A 17,517-nucleotide genomic window follows, 5' to 3' on the forward strand; every position below is an offset into this window, starting at 1 on the left:
ACCGCATTGCGCGGACAGTAACCAGGGGCTGCCGATGTCCTCCATGCTTCGCGGCAAGAGCCACAAAGCCCACGGCAAGCAGTCAGCCGCCGTGGCTCAAAGCACGCGCGACGCGGCTGCGGCTACGAGCGCTGCAGGTGAGGCGCCGGCTGCACGCTACGAGCAGGTCAAGCAGCATATTCTTGGCATCATCGAATCGGGCGCGCGTCAGGCCGGCGAGCGTCTGCCCTCCGAACTGGACCTGGTTGCGACGCTCGGGGTTTCGCGCATGACCGTCAATCGCGCGCTGCGCGAGCTGGCGCACGAAGGGCTGGTTACGCGCGTGTCGGGCGTCGGCACATTCGTCGCGCAAGCAAGACCGCAATCCACGCTCCTGATGATCGCGCATATCGGCGATGAGATTCGCTCACGCGGACACGAATACAGCTACCGTACCGTGCTTTTGCAGCGCGAGACTGCGTCTGTCGTCGTATCGAATGCGTTAGGGCTCGCGCCGGCCGCTTCGGTTTTTCATGTTGTTTGCGTGCACCGTGAGAACGGCTTGCCGGTGCAACTGGAGGATCGATACGTAAATCCGGCCATTGCGCCGGATTTTTTGCAGCAGGATTTTTCGGCGATCAGGCCGTCGGAGTATCTGTTCGAAACGGTGCCTGCGCACGACGTCGAACACATTGTCGACGCGGGCTTACCGACTCAGGCTGAAGCCGGGCTACTCGAAATTCGCGCGGAAGAACCCTGTCTCACGCTCGTGCGTCGTACCTGGACGAGCGGTGTTGCGGTGACGTTCGCGCGGTTCGTGCATCCCGGCTCGCGGTACCGGCTCGGCTGCCGCTTCTCGCCGGATATGTCGCAAAGGCAAGGCTGACCCGCCACGTTTCACGCTTCACGCGTCCATAACCTGGTTTCCCGCCGTGCTGACCCGTCACACATTGCCCGCCAGATGAAAGCGCGAGGCCGGATGCCACAACTGCACGGACGTCGCCACGTCTTCGCCGACCCACGTACGACGCCATAGTTGCAAGCACGGCTCGCCGATCTCCATTGACAGATGACGGCGCACATACGCGTCCGGCTTCTGCGCGTAGATGCGAAACTCTGCGCGTTGAATCGGTGCGAGGCGCACCATGTAGTGATTCGGCGTCTCGATGGTGAAGTCCTGCTGCAGATACTCGGGAAACACCTTCGGGTTCACGTAGCGATCCTCGTACTGGATCGGCTCGCCCTCTTCGCTGTGCACGATGCACGAGTGGAACGCCGGGCCGCTCGACAGGCCGAGCGCTTCGAGCGCCTGCGGGTCGTCGCTCGGTTCGAGCGTCAACACGCGGGCCGAATGACGATGACCGCGCGCGGTAATTTCGTCGGCGATATTGCGGATTTCCAACACCGTCGATTCGTAGCGCTGCGGCGCGACGAATGTACCGGACCCCTGCACACGGGTCAGCACGCGCTCAGTGGTCAGTTCGCGCAACGCGCGCGACACCGTCATACGAGCGACACCAAACTCCTTCACCAGTTCAGTTTCGGACGGGATCAACCCGCCCGGCTTCCAGTCGCCTTCGCTGATACGCCGGATCACATAGCGCTTGATCTGTTCATAGGCGGGCATTGCTTTCGCGGGCGTCTCCTTGCACATGGCGCGGTCCGCGTTGCCGCCATTTGCCGCGCTTATTTGCGGGGCCGCTTGTGCACCCGCATGTGCACCCGCTTGTGCACCCTCTTGCGCACCGGCCTGTGCAACTGTCTCCGCGCTTTGTTGTGCGCGCTTTTGCTCATTTGTAGTTGTGTTCACTCCGACCTCGTGGGTGGGTTGCGGATCGCATCCGTTGTACCGCTTTTACGCCCGCAGTAAGTCCCTTGGGGACACCTCGGTCGGTTCGCCGGCGGGTAAGTCCGCTCACCGGATATATCTTTGTCAGGCCACGTGAGCGACAACCGGCGCGCCGCCTGCAATGGCGACATGGCCCGCTACGTTCATCACGCCCGCGCTATCGCTCACACTATTTGCGGCGGCGGGCAAGTTACTCGCCGCTGCGAGCTTCCCGATAGACGCGTCCGCAACGACACTGAAATTGCGCTGCCTCAGCTTGTCAGGACCAGGCAACGGCGGCGGCGCCTCGCCAGCGATCATCCGGAACGCCACGCTCATGTCGTCAGCGAGCGGACGGTCGTCGCGATACGTCGGCACGATCTGCCGCACGCGCTGCCACAACGCCTGCGTATGCGGGGCCGGTGGGGCGTCGGTGGCCTGCAGGTCGTAGGCCTGCGCCGCGGCCAATAGCTCTATCGCGACGATGCGCCCCGCGTTGTCGATGATTTCCAGCGCCTTCAAAGCGGCAGGCGTGGCGTGGCACAAGTGATCTTCCTGCAAACCCGACGTGATGCCGCCGTCGAGACTCGCTGGCAGCGCGAGCCGCCGGTTCTGCGCAACCAGCGAGGCCGCCGTGTACTGCGCGATCATGAAGCCCGAGCAGGTGCCACCAGGCTCGGCCAGAAACGCGGGCAAGCCGCTCACCAGCGGATTCACGAGACGATCGAGCCGCCGTTCGGCCATTGCGGCAACCTGCGCGATGGCGGTGGCGAGGCTGTCCATCGCGAGCGCAATGGATGCGCCCACCGCATGCGCCTGCGAATAAACGCGCGGATCTTCCGGCGTGCCCGCGACAATCGGGTTGTCGGTGATCGACGCCAGTTCGCGATCGACCACGTCGGCGGTCGCGGCAAGCACGTCGCGCGCCGCGCCGTGCACGTGTGGAATGGTGCGCATGCTGAGCGGATCTTGCGTGCGCTGGCCGACCACGGCCGCGAGAATGCCGCTGTCGGCAAGCGCGGTGCGCATGCGCTCGCCTACCAGGTTCAGCCCCGGCGAAATGCGCAGCGCGAGCGAGTCTTCGTCGAATGCTGCCAGTTGGCCGCGCAGATTCTCGAAGCTCATTGCGGCGACGACATCGGTCCAATCGAGCAGACGCACCGCGCGTGCAAGCGCCAATGCGGCAAGCCCGGTCACGCAAGGCGTACCGTTGATCAGGCTGAGGCCTTCCTTCGCTTCCAGCACGAGCGGCTTGCGGCCGAGCATGTGCAACGCGTCGCGGCCCTTCATACGCTCGCCGCGATATCGCACATGACCTTCGCCGATGCACACCAGCGCGATATGCGCCATATGGCTCAGATAACCGACCGAGCCGAACGCCGGCACTTCAGGCAAGCAGTCTGCATTGAGCAAGGCCACGAGTTGATCGGCGACCTCGATACGGATCCCCGAGTGCCCATGCGCGAAATTGTTGACGGCGGCGGCCATGATCGCGCGCGTCTCGGCGACACCGAGCGGCGTGCCGACACCGACTGCGTGACTCATCAGAATGTTGCGCGACAGCGTGCGCTGTTCGGTGGGCGACACGATCACGTCGCACAACGCACCGACGCCCGTGTTGACGCCGTACGCACGAATGCCGCGCTCGACGATCTGTTGCACCAGTACATTTGCCGCCGCAATGCGCGCGCGGGCGTCGGCGGAAAGTTCGAGCGGCTCCCCGGCGGCGACCGCCGCCACCTGGGCCCAGTCGAGAGGACGATCGGAACGGATCACGGCCATGATGTTGCTCTGCTCGGTAGAGTGCTTGGCGATACGGATTAGTTGGTCGTGCGGTCCTGATGACTCGACACGAACTGACGGAAGCGTTCCGACTTGCACTCGACGAATACTTCGTCAGGCGTGCCGTCAGCCTCCACTTGCCCCTGATGCAGGAACATCACGCGGTTCGATACGTGCCGCGCAAAACCCATTTCGTGCGTGACGACCAGCATCGTGCGCCCTTCTTCGGCAAGCGAGCGCATCACGCGCAGTACTTCGCCAACGAGTTCGGGATCGAGCGCCGACGTGGGTTCGTCGAACAGCATCACTTTGGGATGCATGGCAAGCGCGCGCGCAATCGCCACACGCTGCTGCTGGCCGCCCGACAGATGCGCGGGATAATGGCCGCGCTTTTCCGCGAGACCGACTTTCGCGAGCAGCGCCTCGGCTTCTTCCACCGACTCGGCGCGGCTGCGCTTTTGCACGCGCATCGGCCCTTCGATCAGGTTTTCGAGCACCGTCATATGCGACCAGAGATTGAAGTTCTGGAACACCATGCCGAGTTGCGAGCGCACGCGATCCACCTGACGGCGGTCGCTCGGTTGCAGCTTGCCGTCGCCGCGGCGCTTCATTTTCAGTTCTTCTCCGGCGAGCGCGACGGAACCGTCGTCGGGTGTCTCCAGCAGATTCAGGCAGCGCAAGAAGGTGCTTTTGCCCGAGCCGCTCGCGCCGAGAATCGAGATCACGTCGCCTTGATGAGCGTCGAGCGAAATGCCTTTGAGCACGTGGTGGTCGCCGAACGATTTGTGAATGTTCTTGACCGACAGTGCAACGGGTGCCGTAGCGTTCATGGAATTCTCCAGGTTCATCCGGAATGGCCGGGCGCTCAGGGCGCGGCGCGGCGTGCTTCGGTAGTGGCGGACACCGGGCGGCTCGGCGCGGTCTGCCTGGGCGCCGCACGCAGATGCCGCGACAGGCGCGTTTCAAGCATGCCGAGTGCGCGCACGATAATGAAGTTCAGGAACAGATAGATCAGCGCGGCGCAGATAAATACTTCCGTCGTGCGATACGTTTGCTGAATGATCTGCTGCGCGACGCCGGTCACTTCCCACACGGTCACGAGACTCGCAAGCGCGGTGGATTTGACGAGCAGCACGGCTTCTGTCGAATAAGCGGGCAGACACTGGCGCAGTGCAATCGGCCCGATCACGCGGCGCAGCAGCCCGAAGCCCGACAGACCGATCGAGTAACCCGCCTCGATCTGGCCGACCGGCACGGCCATCAGGCCGCCGCGAATGATCTCGGCCGTATAACCGGCGGTACAGAGCGCGAGCGATAAAACAGCGCACATATACGGCTCGCGCAGCACCGGCCACATGAAGCTCTCGCGAATCACGCCGAACTGACCCATGCCGTAGTACACGAGGAACATCTGGATCAGCAGCGGCGAGCCGCGGAACACGAGGATATAAGCGCGCGCGAACCGGTTCGGCAGCCAGTGCGGCGACACGCGCATCGTGACGATCACGAGCGACAGCAGCCCCCCCCGAGAACGAGCGAACAGAAGAACAGGCCGAGTGTGGTCGGCACGGCGGCGAGCAGTTGCTTCACCGTGTCGAGCAGAAAATCGAAGTCGAAGTTCATGATGCCGTCGCCGTCAGTTGCGCGCGAAGTTGCGCTTGAAGGACCGGCCCACGCGTGCCTCGGCGTGGTTGAATACCCGGTTCGAGATGCTGGTCATCAGCAGATACAGCGCGCCGCCGACCACGAAGAACGTGAAGTATTGATGCGTGGAGCCCGCCGCCACCTGACTCGTGCGCAGCAGTTCGGCGAGACCCGTGACCGAGATCAGCGCGGAATCTTTCAGGCTCAGTTGCCATACGTTGCCGATGCCGGGCAAGGCGAAACGCAGCACTTGCGGAATCAGGATGCGGCGCGCCATGGTGAGCGTGGGCATGCCGATGGAGCGCGCCGCTTCGAGCTCGCCGCGCGATACCGCGAGCACCGCCGAGCGATACACCTCCGCCTGATACGCGCCGGAAATCATGCCGACAGCGAGCGCGCCGATTACGAACGGCGGCACACCGACGAAGCCCTCGGCGCCGAACCACTGGCCCACGGTCGTCACGAGCGTCGAGCCGCCGAAGTAGAACAGGTAGATGACGAGCAGTTCGGGCACGCCGCGAAATACCGTGGTGTAGATGTCGCCGATCACGCGCAGTGTGCGCAGACGCGACAGCTTGGCCGCAGCGACCAGGGCGCCGAATACGGCCCCGACCGCGAGCGCTGCGAGCGTGAGCGCGACAGTCATCAACGCCGCGAGCAGCAGCACGCCGCCCCAACCTTCCGGCCCGAAGCCGAGCATCTGTATCAGAGCCATTGCCTACCTCCCGTCTTGACGGACGATGAAACAGCTGCACGCGCAAGCTCGCGCCCACGCATGCAGCATTCGTGCAACGCCTCGTGAATCAGGGCGTGACGTCGGTCTTGAACCATTTCGCGGACAGCTTTTTGACGGTGCCGTCGGCGAGCGCCGCGCTGATCGCGGTGTCGAATTTCGCTTTCAGGTCGGCGTCCTGCTTGCGGAACGCGAGGCCTTCACCCGGACCCCAGATCGGACCGCCGATCTTCGGGCCGGCCATCACGATCGATGCGGTTTCCTTCTTGTCGATGTTCGCGGCGTAGTACGTCACGTCGTCGAACGACGCGTCGATACGACCGTTCGCCAGATCGAGGTCGCGCTCGGGCGACGTCTTGTAGACGCGGATCGTGGCAATGTCCTTGAAGCCGTCGTTGATGAACTTGGTATAGACGGTGCCCGACTGGATGCCGATGGTCTTACCCTTCAACTGCTTGCGCAGCGCGTCGACGGTCGGCTGATCGGACTTCGGATCGCCCGTGAGCTTGACGACGCCCGCGTCCGCTGCGGCCTTGGGCAGCACCTTGGCGTCGGCCACCGCGAACGTGGCGGGCGTGGCCGCATACGGCTTCGAGAACGCGATGATCTTTTCGCGCTCCGGCGTGATCGAGATCGCATCCATCAACACGTCGAACTTGCCGGCTTGCAGACCCGGGATCATGCCGTCCCAGTCTTGCGCTACCAGGTTGCATTGCAGCTTGATGCGCTCGCAGAGGTTGGCAACCAGTTCAGGTTCGAAACCGCCGAGCTTGCCGCCGGGCAAGGTCAGGTTCCAAGGTGCATAGCCGCCCTCGAGCGCGATCGTCACCGTCTTCCATTCCTTTGCCTGCGCCGGTGCGCCCAAAATCGCCGCGGCGCCGAGCACGGCGCCGATCAATGCTTTTGCTGCCGTGGTGCGTTTCACTTTCACGTCGAAACTCCTTTGATTGAGGAAACCGTCGAACCGGAATGCGGACCAGCGTTCTGAGCGCCGCTGAATTTGTATAGACAAGTCTGCATGAGTCAAAAAGCCGTCGCAAGCAGATTCTTGGAAAAATTGCCCGATCATCGGGTAAGCCCCTATAAGGCGCGGTGGATCGGGGCTTTCGGAGGGTGTCGACGACGAAGGCGCACCCTTGCCGCGCCGCAACGGATGCGTCGGCATGGTGCACTTTGTCTAGACAGGTTCGGCGAATGCAACGCGAAGGTGCGCTGCGGGGATACGTCGGCCCGGCGAAAGGACCGACGGTGCGGGCGAGGAATTACTCGGAATCGGCCCGCGTGCGCACGCGGTCAAATATTTCCGCCAGGTCGATGTCGCCGGTCTTCAGACCGAAGCGATCGTGCAGACAGGCCGCGAGTTCGTCAGCGCTTGCGAGGCGCTGCTCGCGGACGATACTGCCGTCCGCCGAGCGCTCGTTCAGTTGATCGTTCAACAGCGCGAGGCGCGTGTCGTCCAACACGCGGCACACGATGAGATTGTTCGCGAAGATCGCTTCCGGCGACGTCGACGTGTACCAGTTCGACGTTTCGTAATCGATCCACTCGACCGGGTGCAAATCGAAGCGATAGACGCGCGACCACGTTTGATCGCGCGCCTGCACTTCGAGATACAGCGCGTCGTGGGAAGCGTCGGCGAGACGGAAGATACCCAGGTCCGTGCGTTGCGCAAGACCCGGCGTCAATCGCACCGGCGATGTCAGCGTAACGCTGCCGAAACCCACGTCCGCGATCCATGCTTCGTTATCCACATCGATTCGCAGCACCATGTGCGTACGAGGTGGAACCGCGTCGGGCTCCCGGCCCCACAGCACTCGCCCAATCAACGGCGTGACCTGAAAGCCCAATTCGATCAGTACGTTCGCGAGCAGCGCGTTCTGCTCGAAGCAGTAGCCGCCCCGGCGATCGTCGACGAGTTTTCTTTCGACGGATTCCAGATCCAGCTTCACTGCGCGACGCGTGAGCGGATTCAGGTTTTCGAACGGAATGGCTCGCGGATGCAACCGGTGAATTGCCTTCAGCACTTCGAGCGTCGGCGCACGCGGGCCCGTATAACCAATGCGCTCGAAGTAGTTGTCGAGATTGAGTGTGTGTGACATAGGCGTCGTCCGTCTGGTTCTAGTTGCGCTACTGTCCGCCTCCGAGCGCCGGCTTCGCGATCGACGGCACGCTGATACCGTTGCTCGTTGCGAACTGTACCGCGGAACTGAGCGTCGACATGAGCGACTGCAACTGCCCCGGTGCCGATTGCGCGATATACGACGCGCTTTGCGCGGTCTGCGGATTCATGCCGGCCTGCAACAACGAAGCAGGATTCATCTGTCCGATGCTGCCGAGGCCCGACTGCAAACTCGAATACTGACTGACGCCTTTACCGAGCGACGCCAGGCCGTCGGTGAACGCCTGCTTGTTCACCGGCGTTTGCGTTGCGTTGCCCGTTCCACCCACGCGGCTGGCAAATGCCTGCGTCAACGTTTGCGACAGCGACTGCTGCGTGCTGCCCACTTGCGTCAACTGGCTGACCGACGGCGTACCGCCGCTCAGCAAGCCCGCGGCCTGCTGTGCCTGCCCGGCCGCGCTCGACAGACCCATTGCGGACGCAAGCGACGACTGCCCGCTCAGCACCTGCTGATTCGCACCCACGTACGTTTGCAACAACTGCGAACGCGTATCGGTGCGGCTTGTCGAACCGCACGAGTTTCCGCAGTCTCTTACAAGGAGTTACATATGAAGCGTGTCCTTCTGATTTCGTTGCTGGCGAGCGCCGGTCTTTTCGCAAGCGGCGTTTCGAACGCACAGTTGAATCTGAAGCAGTTCGGCATTGGTGGCGGGGACACATCCGCGGATGCTGGCGCGGCATCGTCTGGCGGCATATCGATTTTCGACGCGTGAGTCCCCGGCATGTTGACGCGAGTCGTTTGCCTCGCGTTGACGCACCGGTACATGCCTCGGTACGATCACGCCCATTGTCCGGTTCGCGCGAACCGATGCCGGCCTGCGTCCGGTTAAATAGCTGTTTAACGCCGCGGCGCACGAAAGCAGTCGATAACAACATTAAAGGCATTTTGATGAAGCTCGCCCGATCCATCCGCCCCGTTGCATCCTTGCCTGTCCGCTTCGAGTTTCTGTCATCTGGCAGCAAGGCGGCCGGGCGCAGCCGCACGCGTTCGATTCGCCGCATCGCGTGGTGCACGGCGTTCGCTTGGGCTTGCACTTCGGGTGCGGCAATGGCGCAAGGCGATGCCAACGCAGCCGCAAATGCCGATGCCGCGCATGATGCAAGCGAAGCAAACGGAGCAAACGGAGCAGCAGGCGCGGATACGGGCAAAGCAGCGGCCAGCGAGAGCGGCTTCTGGAGCCGCGACCAGATGTTCGGCGACATGGGCGGCTTGCGCCCGTGGCTCGGCAAATATGGCGTGAGCTTCGCTCTCACTGAAACCAGCGAACTGCTTGGCAACCTGCGCGGCGGCCTCGCGCGCGGCGCCGCGTACGACGGCGTGACTACCGCGACTGTCCAACTGGATACCGACAAGGCGTTCGGGTTGCCGGGCGGCCAGTTCAACGTGAGCGCATTGCAGATTCACGGCGGCAACTTCAGCGGTGACAAACTCGGCACGCTGAATACGGCAAGCGGCATTGAAGCCGAAAACAGCACGCGCCTGTGGGAGCTGTGGTATCAGCAGTCGTTCCTGAACAAACGGATCGACGTGAAGGTCGGTCAGCAAAGTATCGACCAGGAGTTCATCTCCAGCACGTACTCCGCGCTTTTCATCAACACGATGTTCGGCTGGCCCGCGCTGCCCACTTACGACATGCCGTCGGGCGGACCGGCGTATCCGCTGTCGGCGCTCGGCGTGCGCGTGCGCGGACAGATCACGCCTTCATTGACGGCGCTCGCCGGTGTGTTCGACGGCGATCCGCTCGGCAACAATCCGAACAACCGCAGCGGGACTAATTTCAACCTGCATAACGGCACGCTGTTCATCGGCGAGTTGCAGTATGCGATCAATCAGCCGGCGGACAGCGACACGCCGCCTGCGGCGAGCACTGCCGGAGGCGGACTGCCGGGTACCTACAAGATCGGTGTCTGGTACAACAACGGCCACTTCGCGGACCCACGCTACGACAGCAACGGTGTGTCGCTCGCAAGTCCCGCGTCAACGGGCGTCGCGGCGAACCATCGCGGCGACTACAGCTTCTATGCGGTGGCCGATCAGATGATCTGGCGGCCCAACCCGGGCGAAGCGCGCAGCCTCGGCGTGTTTGCTCGCGTGATGGGCGCGCCGGGTGACCGCAATCTGGTGAGCGTCGCGGCTAACCTTGGCGTCGTGCTCAAAGCGCCGTTCGCCGGCCGCGACAATGACAGCGCGGGTCTGGCGCTCACGTACATCAAGATCGGCAATCACGCACACGGAATCGATCAGGATAACCTGGCATTCAGCGGCGGCCCGTACGGTGTTCGAACGAGTGAAACCGCGCTCGAAGCGACCTACCAGTACCAGATCGCCCCGTGGTGGATGCTTCAGGCCGACGCGCAATACACCTTCAATGCAGGCGCCGGTCAGAATCCGAACGATCCGACGAAGCCGCTGCGCAACACGTTCGTCGTCGGCCTGCGCACCAACATCACTTTCTGATACGCATCGCGCTGCGACCGGACGCGTGAAGTCGGCCGCACCCGTTCACTGTGCGGCCGCCGACCCGCGCGGCTGGTTGCGTAACGACAGATCCTGAACCATCTGTGCTGCCAGATAATCGCAGGTCGGCCTGTCTGACTTCGCGCTGCGCGCGACCACGATTTCCAGCGGCTCTATCTTCGGCAAGCCCTGTGCTTCGCCGAGAATAGCGAGGCGCGGCGGCACGCTGCAACGCGTGAGCGCCACCACCGATAAACCGGCGTCCACCGTTGCGACGAGACCCATCAGGCTCGCGCTGCTGAACGCCGCGCGATAGCGAATCCGCGCGCCGTCGAGCGCGGCCAGCGTGTGCTGGCGCGCCACACAGCCGGGCTCGTACAGACCGACGGGCAACGGCGACGCCGCCAGTACCGGCGTATCGACGCTAGCCCCTACCCACACCATCGGCTCACTGCGAACGAATTCGCCGCGCAATTTGCGGTCGCGCGTGACAAAGGCGAGATCGATCTTGTTGTCGGCCAGCATCGGCGCAAGCGAAGTGCTCTGCGCGCAGACGATTTCGATCTCCACGTGCGGGTAGAGATTCGAAAATCGCCGCAAGACCGGCGACAACAGCGACGACACGTAATCGTCCGGCGCGCCGAGCACCACGCGTCCGGTAACTTCGGGCCGAACGATCGCCGACCACGCCTCCTCGTGCAATGCCAGCACGCGCCTCGCATATTCGAGCAGCGTATTGCCGGGCCGCGTGAGCGACAGGTTGCGCGTGTTGCGCGCGAACAGCGTGGTGCCGAGCATGGCTTCGAGCCGCTTGATCTGCATGCTGACCGCGGCCTGCGAGCGGTGAACGGTTGCCGACGCTTTCGTGAAACTGCCCGTATCCACGACCGCGACGAAAGTGCGCAGCAGATCGGCGTCGAATTCGGGGTGCATGATTTATCAATCCCGCTTATGGAATTTCTCAATTTAATTCGTTTGTGATTGCCGCGCAACCGGCGCAATACTTGGCTGCATCACTTCACGGAGACGATCGGCATGACCCTCACCCAACGTCAACAGGGCGCCATCACGTTGGCCGGCGGAGGGCTGCTGATGGGCACGCTCGGCGTCTTTGTCGAGGAAGCGCGGCTCGGCGCGCTGACACTGGTGTTCTTTCGTTGCCTGTTCGGATTCCTCTCGCTGGCCGCGTACTGCGCGTGGAAGGGCTTCTTCACGCGCGCACATTTCACACGGCGTACGGTCGTACTCGCGCTGATCTCCGGCGTGCTGATGGTCACGCAATGGGTCGGGTTTTTCGATGCAATCCATCGCACCAGCATCGCGGTCGCGACCGTGGTGTTCCACGTGCAGCCGTTCTGGGTCGTGCTGATCGGCGCGGCGCTTTTCAACGAACGGCTCGGCGCGGATCGGCTTGGCTGGATCGCGACCGCGTTCGTCGGGCTCGTGCTCGCGTCGGGTGTAGCGGCCACGGAAAATCTGCAAGGCCATACGAGCTATCTGATCGGCATCGGCGAAGCATTGGCCGGCTCGGTGCTGTATGCGAGCGTTACGTTGATCGCCAAGGGACTCGGCGACTTGCGCCCGCACCTGCTGACACTCGCACAATGCGCGGTGGGTGTGGTGTTCCTGCCGATCATCGCGCCGCTTATTGCCCCTTTTGACGCCGGGCATATCGGGGCAATGCAGTGGTTCTGGATCGTCGGCATGGGGGTGCTGCACACGGGACTTTCATATGTGCTGATCTACGGCGCGTTGCCCAAGCTCAACACGCCGATCATCGCGGTGCTGCTGTTCGTCTATCCGCTCACCGCGATTGCCGTCGATGCGATCGTGTACGGCCGCGCGCTTTCGCTGCCGCAACTCGCGGGTATGGCGCTCATCGTGATCGCGAGTCTCGGCGTGAATCTCGGCTGGCCGCTTGTATCGTTGCTGCTCCCGCACCGGCGCGCGCGGGGTCATGCAGAGTGAGTCGCAGGTTCAGGCTTGGCGATAAATAAGTGCCGGCAAACGGCCGGCACCGCGCTGCGAAGCCCGTCAGATTTACTGCGGCAGCACTTCACCCTTCGTCTCCGGCGCGAACGGAATGACAAACAGACCGGCGACGAACACGAGCGCCGTCAGAGCCACCGGCACGCCGAGCGTGTGCATGTGAAGAACCGCCGCGCCAAGCAGAAAGTTCACGCCCGCGCCCACAAACCGTCCGAACGACGTACAGAACGCAAACGCCGTCGCACGCACGCGCGTTTCGAACTGCTCGGGCAGCCACAAGCTGAAGAGCGCAAAGTTGCCGCCGAAGAAACCCAGCACGAACAGCCAGGCGATGAACGGCGCGAGCCCGTTCGGCAAATAGAAGGCCCAGCCGAAACTGCCGGTGATCGCCACCGCCATTCCCGCGAAGTAAAACGCCAGCGTCTTGCGGCGGCCGAAGCGTTCGGCGAGCGGCGGCAGTGCTAGGCATCCGAGAATCGTACCGATGGACAGCAAGCCCGTTGCGAGCGACGCCATTCTGATTGCATCGTTCTTCGCCATGCCCGCCTTGGACGCAAGCTGGATGACCGCCGACGGCTCATACACGGCCCCCGCCCACAAACCGATAATGGCAATGGTCAACAGAATGCACGCGACCCATGTGCGCCGCCGGTAGGCCGGTCCCAGGATCTCGCGCAGCGGTTTCGCGCGTTCGGCGTGCGCCTCGGCCTTCTGCCATTTCTCGGATTCCTTCACGCGCAACAAAATCAGAATCGCGACGACGACCGGCACGGCTCCCGTCAGAAACATCGCACGCCAGCCGAAGTGCACGCCAATTGTGTAATTCAGCGCCGCGGCCAGGAAGAAGCCCGCGTAATACCCCGTTTGCAGATAGCCCGCGCCCATCTTGCGACGATCCTCCGGCCACGCTTCCGCCACGTATGTGCCGGCGAGCGCCCATTCCCCGCCTATACCGACGCCCGCGATGAAGCGATAGATGCCCAACTCCCACACGTTGTGAGAAGTCGCGGCAAGCCCCGTAAAAATCGCGAATGTGAAGATCGTGCCGGCCAGCACCTTGGTTCGTCCAAAGCGATCGGCGAGCGGTCCCCATATGAAGGACATGCCCCAGCCGACCAGGAACAGCGCAAACAGAATAGAACCGGCCAGTCCGATGTTGGCGGGCGTCGCCGCGTAGCCGGAGCGCGGCAATAGCTCGGTCAGCGCCGGCGTGAGCACGAGCGCGTAGATGAACGAGTCCATGCCGTCGAGCGTCCAGCCGGCCCAAGCGCCCCAAAAACCCGCAATCTGCGAGCGATTCAACGGCGTGCGGCGCCGTGCGGCCGACGTGCGGTCGGTGAGTGAACTCATCGTGCTCCTCCTGCCTGCTGTTACCTGCATATGAAAGGGAAACGACCGGACACGAGCTGTCGTGAAGCCATGGTTACCGTGCAAGCCCGCAGCACCCTGCGGGGCCCGGAGAGAAATTCCGGGTTTGCCCGCGTTTAATTCGCGTCGTTTTGTATATAATATTTGAACTATGAACGACGCAACAGATGGTTTTCCCCTGGACGCCCCCGTGCGCGCCCCGCTTCTTCCGGCAGCCGCGCCACGGGAAAGCACGTCCCGCGTAATCGCGGAGGCGCTGCGCGAGGCAATTATCGACGGCACGCTGGCGCCCGGTGCGCCGCTGCGCCAGGACGCGCTCGCCCGGCACTTTTCGGTTAGCGCGATCCCGGTGCGGGAGGCCTTGCGCCTGCTCGAGACCGAAGGCTGGGCGAAGGTCGCGGTGCACAAGGGTGCCACTGTCGCGCCCTTGTCCGCAGATGAAGCGCGTGAGATCTACGAGATCCGCTCCGCGTTGGAGAGCCTTGCCATCGGGCTGGCAATACCCAGACACACGGCGGCCACGCTGCGCGAATGCGCGGCGCTGTGCCGCGCGGCGGAGCGCGAGCCGGACCCGTCGCTATACGTAGCGCGCAATGCCGAATTCCACATGAGCCTGTATGCGCCGGCCGCGCGTCCTCAGCTCGAAGACCTGATCCGCGTGCTGCATCGGCGTGGCGAACGGTATCTGCGCCTGAAATTCGGTTTGCCTTCTTACAAGGGCGAATCCGACAATGAACACAGCGAATTGCTCGACGCCGTGCAACGGCGCGACGTGCCGGGCGCGCAAGCGCTCGTCGTTGCGCACCTGCTCGGCACGGGCGATCTGCTTCACCGTTTCCTGACCGAACGCGCGCAGGCGGAAGCCGCGCTCGCGAACCGGCCCAAGCCGCGCGGCAGACCCCCGCGCATCACCACCGGGAGCTGATTGAGCCGATGAACCCATCCGCCGAAGCGTCATCCGCCGCACGTTCATGGACCAAGCGCCGCGACGAAAAGAACCGCCGCCTCGCCGTTATCGCGCCATGGCTCGAAGACGGCGTCCTGCCGCCCAACCGCATCGTCGATGCACTAGAAACGCTGATCCAGCCAGGCGACCGGGTCGCGCTCGAGGGCGACAACCAGAAGCAGGCGGATTTTCTGTCGCGCTCGCTGGCAAAGGTCGATCCGCAGAAGCTGCACGACGTGCATCTGCTCATATCGAGCATCAGCCGCCCCGAGCATCTGGCGCTGTTCGAACGCGGCATCGCGCATAAAGTGGATTTCTCGTTTGCCGGGCCGCAGAGCTTGCGCGTCGCGCAACTGCTCGAAGACGGGCAACTGGAAATCGGCGCGATCTACACGTACGTCGAACTTTACGCGCGCATGTTCGTGGACCTGACGCCGCACGTCGCACTGCTTTGCGCAGAAAAAGCGGACCGTCACGGCAATCTCTACACAGGCCCGAACACCGAAGACACACCGACCATCGCGGAGGCCGCCGCGTTTCGTCACGGCATCGTGATCGTGCAGGTCAACGAGATCGTCGATGAACTGCCGCGCGTCGATATTCCAGGCTCGTGGGTCGACGTGGTCGTGCAGGCGGACCGGCCGTTCGCGGTGGAGCCGCTTTTTACGCGCGATCCGCGCCATATCGGCGACCTGCAGGTGCTGACCGCGATGATGGTGATACGCGGCATCTACGAACCGTACGGCGTGAGTTCCCTGAACCACGGCATCGGCTTCGACACCGCGGCGATCGAGTTGCTGCTTCCCACGTACGGCGAGTCGCTCGGCCTGAAAGGCAAGATCTGCCGCAACTGGACGCTCAATCCGCATCCCACGATGATCCCCGCGATCGAATCGGGCTGGGTCGAGAGCATCCATTGCTTCGGCAGCGAAGTCGGCATGGAGGCGTATATCGAGGCGCGTCCGGACGTGTTCTTCACCGGTAACGACGGCACGCTGCGCTCGAACCGCGTGCTGTGCCAACTGGCCGGGCAATACGGCGTCGATCTCTTTATCGGCTCGACGTTGCAGATCGACGCGGACGCCAATTCATCCACGGTGACGCGCGGACGTCTCGCCGGCTTCGGCGGAGCGCCGAACATGGGCCACGATCCGCGCGGCCGCCGTCATTCGAGCGAAGCGTGGCTCAAGCTCCTGAAGGATCAGGGGCCCGTGTCGCGCGGTCAGAAGCTCGTCGTGCAACTCGCGGAGACATACAAGAAAGGCGGCGAACCGACCTTCGTCGACGAACTGGATGCCGTCGCCGTGGGCGCGAAAAACGGCATGCCGATCGCGCCGGTCATGATCTATGGCGACGACGTGAGCCATGTCGTCACGGAGGAAGGAATCGCGCATTTGCACAAGGCCGAAGGCATCGACGAACGGCGCGCCGCGATCGCCGCCGTGGCCGGCGTAACGCCGATCGGCTTGCGTGCGAAGCCCGAGAAAACCGCCGAACTTCGCCGGCGCGGCATCGTCGCGTATCCGGAAGATCTCGGCATTCGTCGCGGTGAAGCGAAGCGCTCGCTGCTGGCCGCACGCAGCATCGACGATCTGGTCACGTGGTCGGGCGGTTTGTATGCGCCGCCGGCTCGCTTCAGGAGCTGGTGATGAGAGCCGCTGCTGTCTTGTTCGAGCGCGATGAGCGGTCGTCCGCACAAGCCGCGCAGGCCGTGCAAGTCGGGCCCGCGCAGTTGCCGGCCGCTCGCGTTAGCAAGTCTTTCCAGAACCTGCTCACCGACGCGGAACTAGCCCATTACGCCGTGACCGCGCTAATCGACGAGGCCGAGCTCACGCCGAAGCCCGCGCTCGTCGATCGGCGCGGCAGCGGCGCGCATCGCGACTTGGACCTTGCGATCATGCGCCGCTCGGCGCAAGCGCTCGAACCGACGTTTGACGCGCTAGCGCGTACGGCGCGCCGCCGCGGCGAACCGTCGGCGCTGTTGCGCACTGAACTCGCGCAGATCGGCCGCGCGGGCGAGCAGGACATGCTGCGCGCGACAGGCGGCAGCAACGCGCATCGCGGCGCAATCTGGATTGTCGGGCTGCTGGTCGCGGGCGCGTCTTTGCAGCAGACCGCAGGCCGCCTCGACGCATCGAACATCTGCCAACGCGCGGCGCAGATCGCCTGTTTCCCCGACCGCTTTGCCGCTGCCACCGACAGTCACGGCGAGCGCGTGCGGCAGCGCTATCAGGTCGGCGGCGCACGCCGCGAAGCGCAAGAAGGCTTTCCGCATGTGATCGGCACGGGCTTGCCCGCGTTGATCGCGGCGCGCGAGCGCGGCATCGCCGAAGACGCCGCGCGCGTCGACGCCCTGCTCTCGATCATGGCTTCGCTCGACGACACCTGCCTGCTGCATCGCGCCGGTCTCGACGGCTTGCATGCCGGACAGCGCGGCGCGCAGCGCGTGCTGCAAGCCGGTGGCAGCTGGACACGCGAAGGCCAGATCGCGCTCGCCGCACTCGAACAGCAACTGCTGTCGCTCAACGCATCGCCCGGCGGCGCAGCCGACCTGCTCGCCGCCACCCTCTTTCTCGACATGCTGGCGCATCACGACGCCAGCGGGAGCTGA

At 63.7% G+C, this 17,517-nt stretch carries 15 protein-coding genes and 2 pseudogenes; 7 read left to right on the plus strand and 10 right to left on the minus strand.

Annotated elements, in window-relative coordinates; genetic code table 11:
- The first annotated feature begins 34 nt into the window (after positions 1 to 34).
- Positions 35 to 865: a histidine utilization repressor gene (gene hutC / locus SB753_RS25780; protein ID WP_410802515.1), complete on the plus strand. Its 831-nt coding sequence runs from the start codon at positions 35 to 37 to the stop codon at positions 863 to 865.
- A 57-nt stretch (positions 866 to 922) separates the two neighbouring features.
- Here hutC (SB753_RS25780) and hutC (SB753_RS25785) read toward each other — a convergent pair whose 3' ends face one another.
- The 8 genes and pseudogenes from hutC (SB753_RS25785) to SB753_RS25820 form a co-directional block, all read right to left on the minus strand.
- Positions 923 to 1,633, minus strand: a complete 711-nt coding sequence (gene hutC, locus SB753_RS25785) for a histidine utilization repressor (protein WP_256972221.1) — start codon at positions 1,631 to 1,633, stop codon at positions 923 to 925.
- A 279-nt stretch (positions 1,634 to 1,912) separates the two neighbouring features.
- A complete protein-coding gene (gene hutH / locus SB753_RS25790; RefSeq protein WP_087754510.1) occupies positions 1,913 to 3,589 on the minus strand; it encodes a histidine ammonia-lyase in 1,677 nt (558 codons plus the stop codon).
- Positions 3,590 to 3,627: 38 nt separating this feature from the next.
- Positions 3,628 to 4,419 carry an ABC transporter ATP-binding protein gene (locus tag SB753_RS25795; RefSeq protein ID WP_020070309.1) on the minus strand — a complete coding sequence of 264 codons (792 nt, stop codon included), beginning with the start codon at positions 4,417 to 4,419 and terminating at the stop codon, positions 3,628 to 3,630.
- Positions 4,420 to 4,454: 35 nt separating this feature from the next.
- Positions 4,455 to 5,212, minus strand: a pseudogene (locus SB753_RS25800) (ABC transporter permease).
- A gap of 13 nt (positions 5,213 to 5,225) precedes the next feature.
- A complete protein-coding gene (locus SB753_RS25805) occupies positions 5,226 to 5,948 on the minus strand; it encodes an ABC transporter permease (RefSeq protein ID WP_027780247.1) in 723 nt (240 codons plus the stop codon).
- An 88-nt stretch (positions 5,949 to 6,036) separates the two neighbouring features.
- Complete coding sequence (locus SB753_RS25810; protein WP_020070306.1) at positions 6,037 to 6,897, minus strand: transporter substrate-binding domain-containing protein; 861 nt, start codon at positions 6,895 to 6,897, stop codon at positions 6,037 to 6,039.
- 331 nt (positions 6,898 to 7,228) lie between these two features.
- Positions 7,229 to 8,065, minus strand: coding sequence for an arylamine N-acetyltransferase family protein (locus tag SB753_RS25815; protein ID WP_410802518.1), 837 nt, complete (start codon positions 8,063 to 8,065; stop codon positions 7,229 to 7,231).
- A gap of 28 nt (positions 8,066 to 8,093) precedes the next feature.
- A pseudogene (locus SB753_RS25820) lies at positions 8,094 to 8,633 on the minus strand (hypothetical protein); the annotation flags it as partial.
- Positions 8,634 to 8,693: 60 nt separating this feature from the next.
- On the opposite strand from SB753_RS25820, the gene SB753_RS25825 reads away from it, so the two are divergent.
- Together SB753_RS25825 and SB753_RS25830 are read left to right on the plus strand one after the other, a co-directional pair.
- The gene (locus SB753_RS25825) at positions 8,694 to 8,858 is read left to right on the plus strand and encodes a hypothetical protein (RefSeq protein WP_410802556.1); all 165 of its coding nucleotides are present in this window, start codon (positions 8,694 to 8,696) and stop codon (positions 8,856 to 8,858) included.
- Positions 8,859 to 9,034: 176 nt separating this feature from the next.
- Positions 9,035 to 10,603 (plus strand): carbohydrate porin, encoded by a 1,569-nt coding sequence (locus SB753_RS25830; RefSeq protein ID WP_410802520.1) that lies wholly within the window; start codon positions 9,035 to 9,037, stop codon positions 10,601 to 10,603.
- Between the two features lie 45 nt (positions 10,604 to 10,648).
- On the opposite strand, the gene SB753_RS25835 is transcribed toward SB753_RS25830, so the two are convergent.
- Positions 10,649 to 11,536, minus strand: a complete 888-nt coding sequence (locus SB753_RS25835; protein WP_087754514.1) for a LysR substrate-binding domain-containing protein — start codon at positions 11,534 to 11,536, stop codon at positions 10,649 to 10,651.
- A 102-nt stretch (positions 11,537 to 11,638) separates the two neighbouring features.
- On the opposite strand from SB753_RS25835, the gene SB753_RS25840 reads away from it, so the two are divergent.
- Complete coding sequence (locus SB753_RS25840) at positions 11,639 to 12,571, plus strand: DMT family transporter (protein ID WP_410802522.1); 933 nt, start codon at positions 11,639 to 11,641, stop codon at positions 12,569 to 12,571.
- A 72-nt stretch (positions 12,572 to 12,643) separates the two neighbouring features.
- Here the strand turns inward: SB753_RS25840 and SB753_RS25845 are convergent, their stop codons facing one another.
- Complete coding sequence (locus tag SB753_RS25845; RefSeq protein WP_027780254.1) at positions 12,644 to 13,942, minus strand: MFS transporter; 1,299 nt, start codon at positions 13,940 to 13,942, stop codon at positions 12,644 to 12,646.
- Between the two features lie 169 nt (positions 13,943 to 14,111).
- Between SB753_RS25845 and SB753_RS25850 the strand changes: the two genes are divergently transcribed.
- From SB753_RS25850 to SB753_RS25860, 3 genes are read left to right on the plus strand one after another with little or no spacing between them, the layout of a single operon-like run.
- A complete protein-coding gene (locus SB753_RS25850) occupies positions 14,112 to 14,885 on the plus strand; it encodes a GntR family transcriptional regulator (protein WP_410802524.1) in 774 nt (257 codons plus the stop codon).
- 8 nt (positions 14,886 to 14,893) lie between these two features.
- On the plus strand, positions 14,894 to 16,555 hold the full coding sequence (gene mdcA, locus SB753_RS25855) for a malonate decarboxylase subunit alpha (RefSeq protein ID WP_410802526.1): 1,662 nt from the start codon (positions 14,894 to 14,896) through the stop codon (positions 16,553 to 16,555).
- Entirely contained in the window at positions 16,555 to 17,517 is a 963-nt protein-coding gene (locus tag SB753_RS25860) for a triphosphoribosyl-dephospho-CoA synthase (RefSeq protein ID WP_410802528.1), read from the plus strand. The genes mdcA and SB753_RS25860 overlap by 1 nt, the downstream gene beginning before the upstream one ends.

This window comes from Paraburkholderia sp. SIMBA_053, assembly GCF_046534895.1.
Classification (GTDB): domain Bacteria; phylum Pseudomonadota; class Gammaproteobacteria; order Burkholderiales; family Burkholderiaceae; genus Paraburkholderia; species Paraburkholderia caledonica.

Coding starts and splice junctions, on each gene's coding strand:
- SB753_RS25840 (WP_410802522.1), top strand. CDS start 11,639: ATGACCCTCACCCAACGTCAACAGGGCGCCATCACGTTGGCCGGCGGA.
- hutC (WP_256972221.1), bottom strand. CDS start 1,633: ATGTGCAAGGAGACGCCCGCGAAAGCAATGCCCGCCTATGAACAGATC.
- mdcA (WP_410802526.1), top strand. CDS start 14,894: ATGAACCCATCCGCCGAAGCGTCATCCGCCGCACGTTCATGGACCAAG.
- SB753_RS25805 (WP_027780247.1), bottom strand. CDS start 5,948: ATGGCTCTGATACAGATGCTCGGCTTCGGGCCGGAAGGTTGGGGCGGC.
- hutH (WP_087754510.1), bottom strand. CDS start 3,589: ATGGCCGTGATCCGTTCCGATCGTCCTCTCGACTGGGCCCAGGTGGCG.
- SB753_RS25795 (WP_020070309.1), bottom strand. CDS start 4,419: ATGAACGCTACGGCACCCGTTGCACTGTCGGTCAAGAACATTCACAAA.
- SB753_RS25825 (WP_410802556.1), top strand. CDS start 8,694: ATGAAGCGTGTCCTTCTGATTTCGTTGCTGGCGAGCGCCGGTCTTTTC.
- SB753_RS25830 (WP_410802520.1), top strand. CDS start 9,035: ATGAAGCTCGCCCGATCCATCCGCCCCGTTGCATCCTTGCCTGTCCGC.
- SB753_RS25815 (WP_410802518.1), bottom strand. CDS start 8,065: ATGTCACACACACTCAATCTCGACAACTACTTCGAGCGCATTGGTTAT.
- SB753_RS25835 (WP_087754514.1), bottom strand. CDS start 11,536: ATGCACCCCGAATTCGACGCCGATCTGCTGCGCACTTTCGTCGCGGTC.
- hutC (WP_410802515.1), top strand. CDS start 35: ATGTCCTCCATGCTTCGCGGCAAGAGCCACAAAGCCCACGGCAAGCAG.
- SB753_RS25860 (WP_410802528.1), top strand. CDS start 16,555: ATGAGAGCCGCTGCTGTCTTGTTCGAGCGCGATGAGCGGTCGTCCGCA.
- SB753_RS25845 (WP_027780254.1), bottom strand. CDS start 13,942: ATGAGTTCACTCACCGACCGCACGTCGGCCGCACGGCGCCGCACGCCG.
- SB753_RS25850 (WP_410802524.1), top strand. CDS start 14,112: ATGAACGACGCAACAGATGGTTTTCCCCTGGACGCCCCCGTGCGCGCC.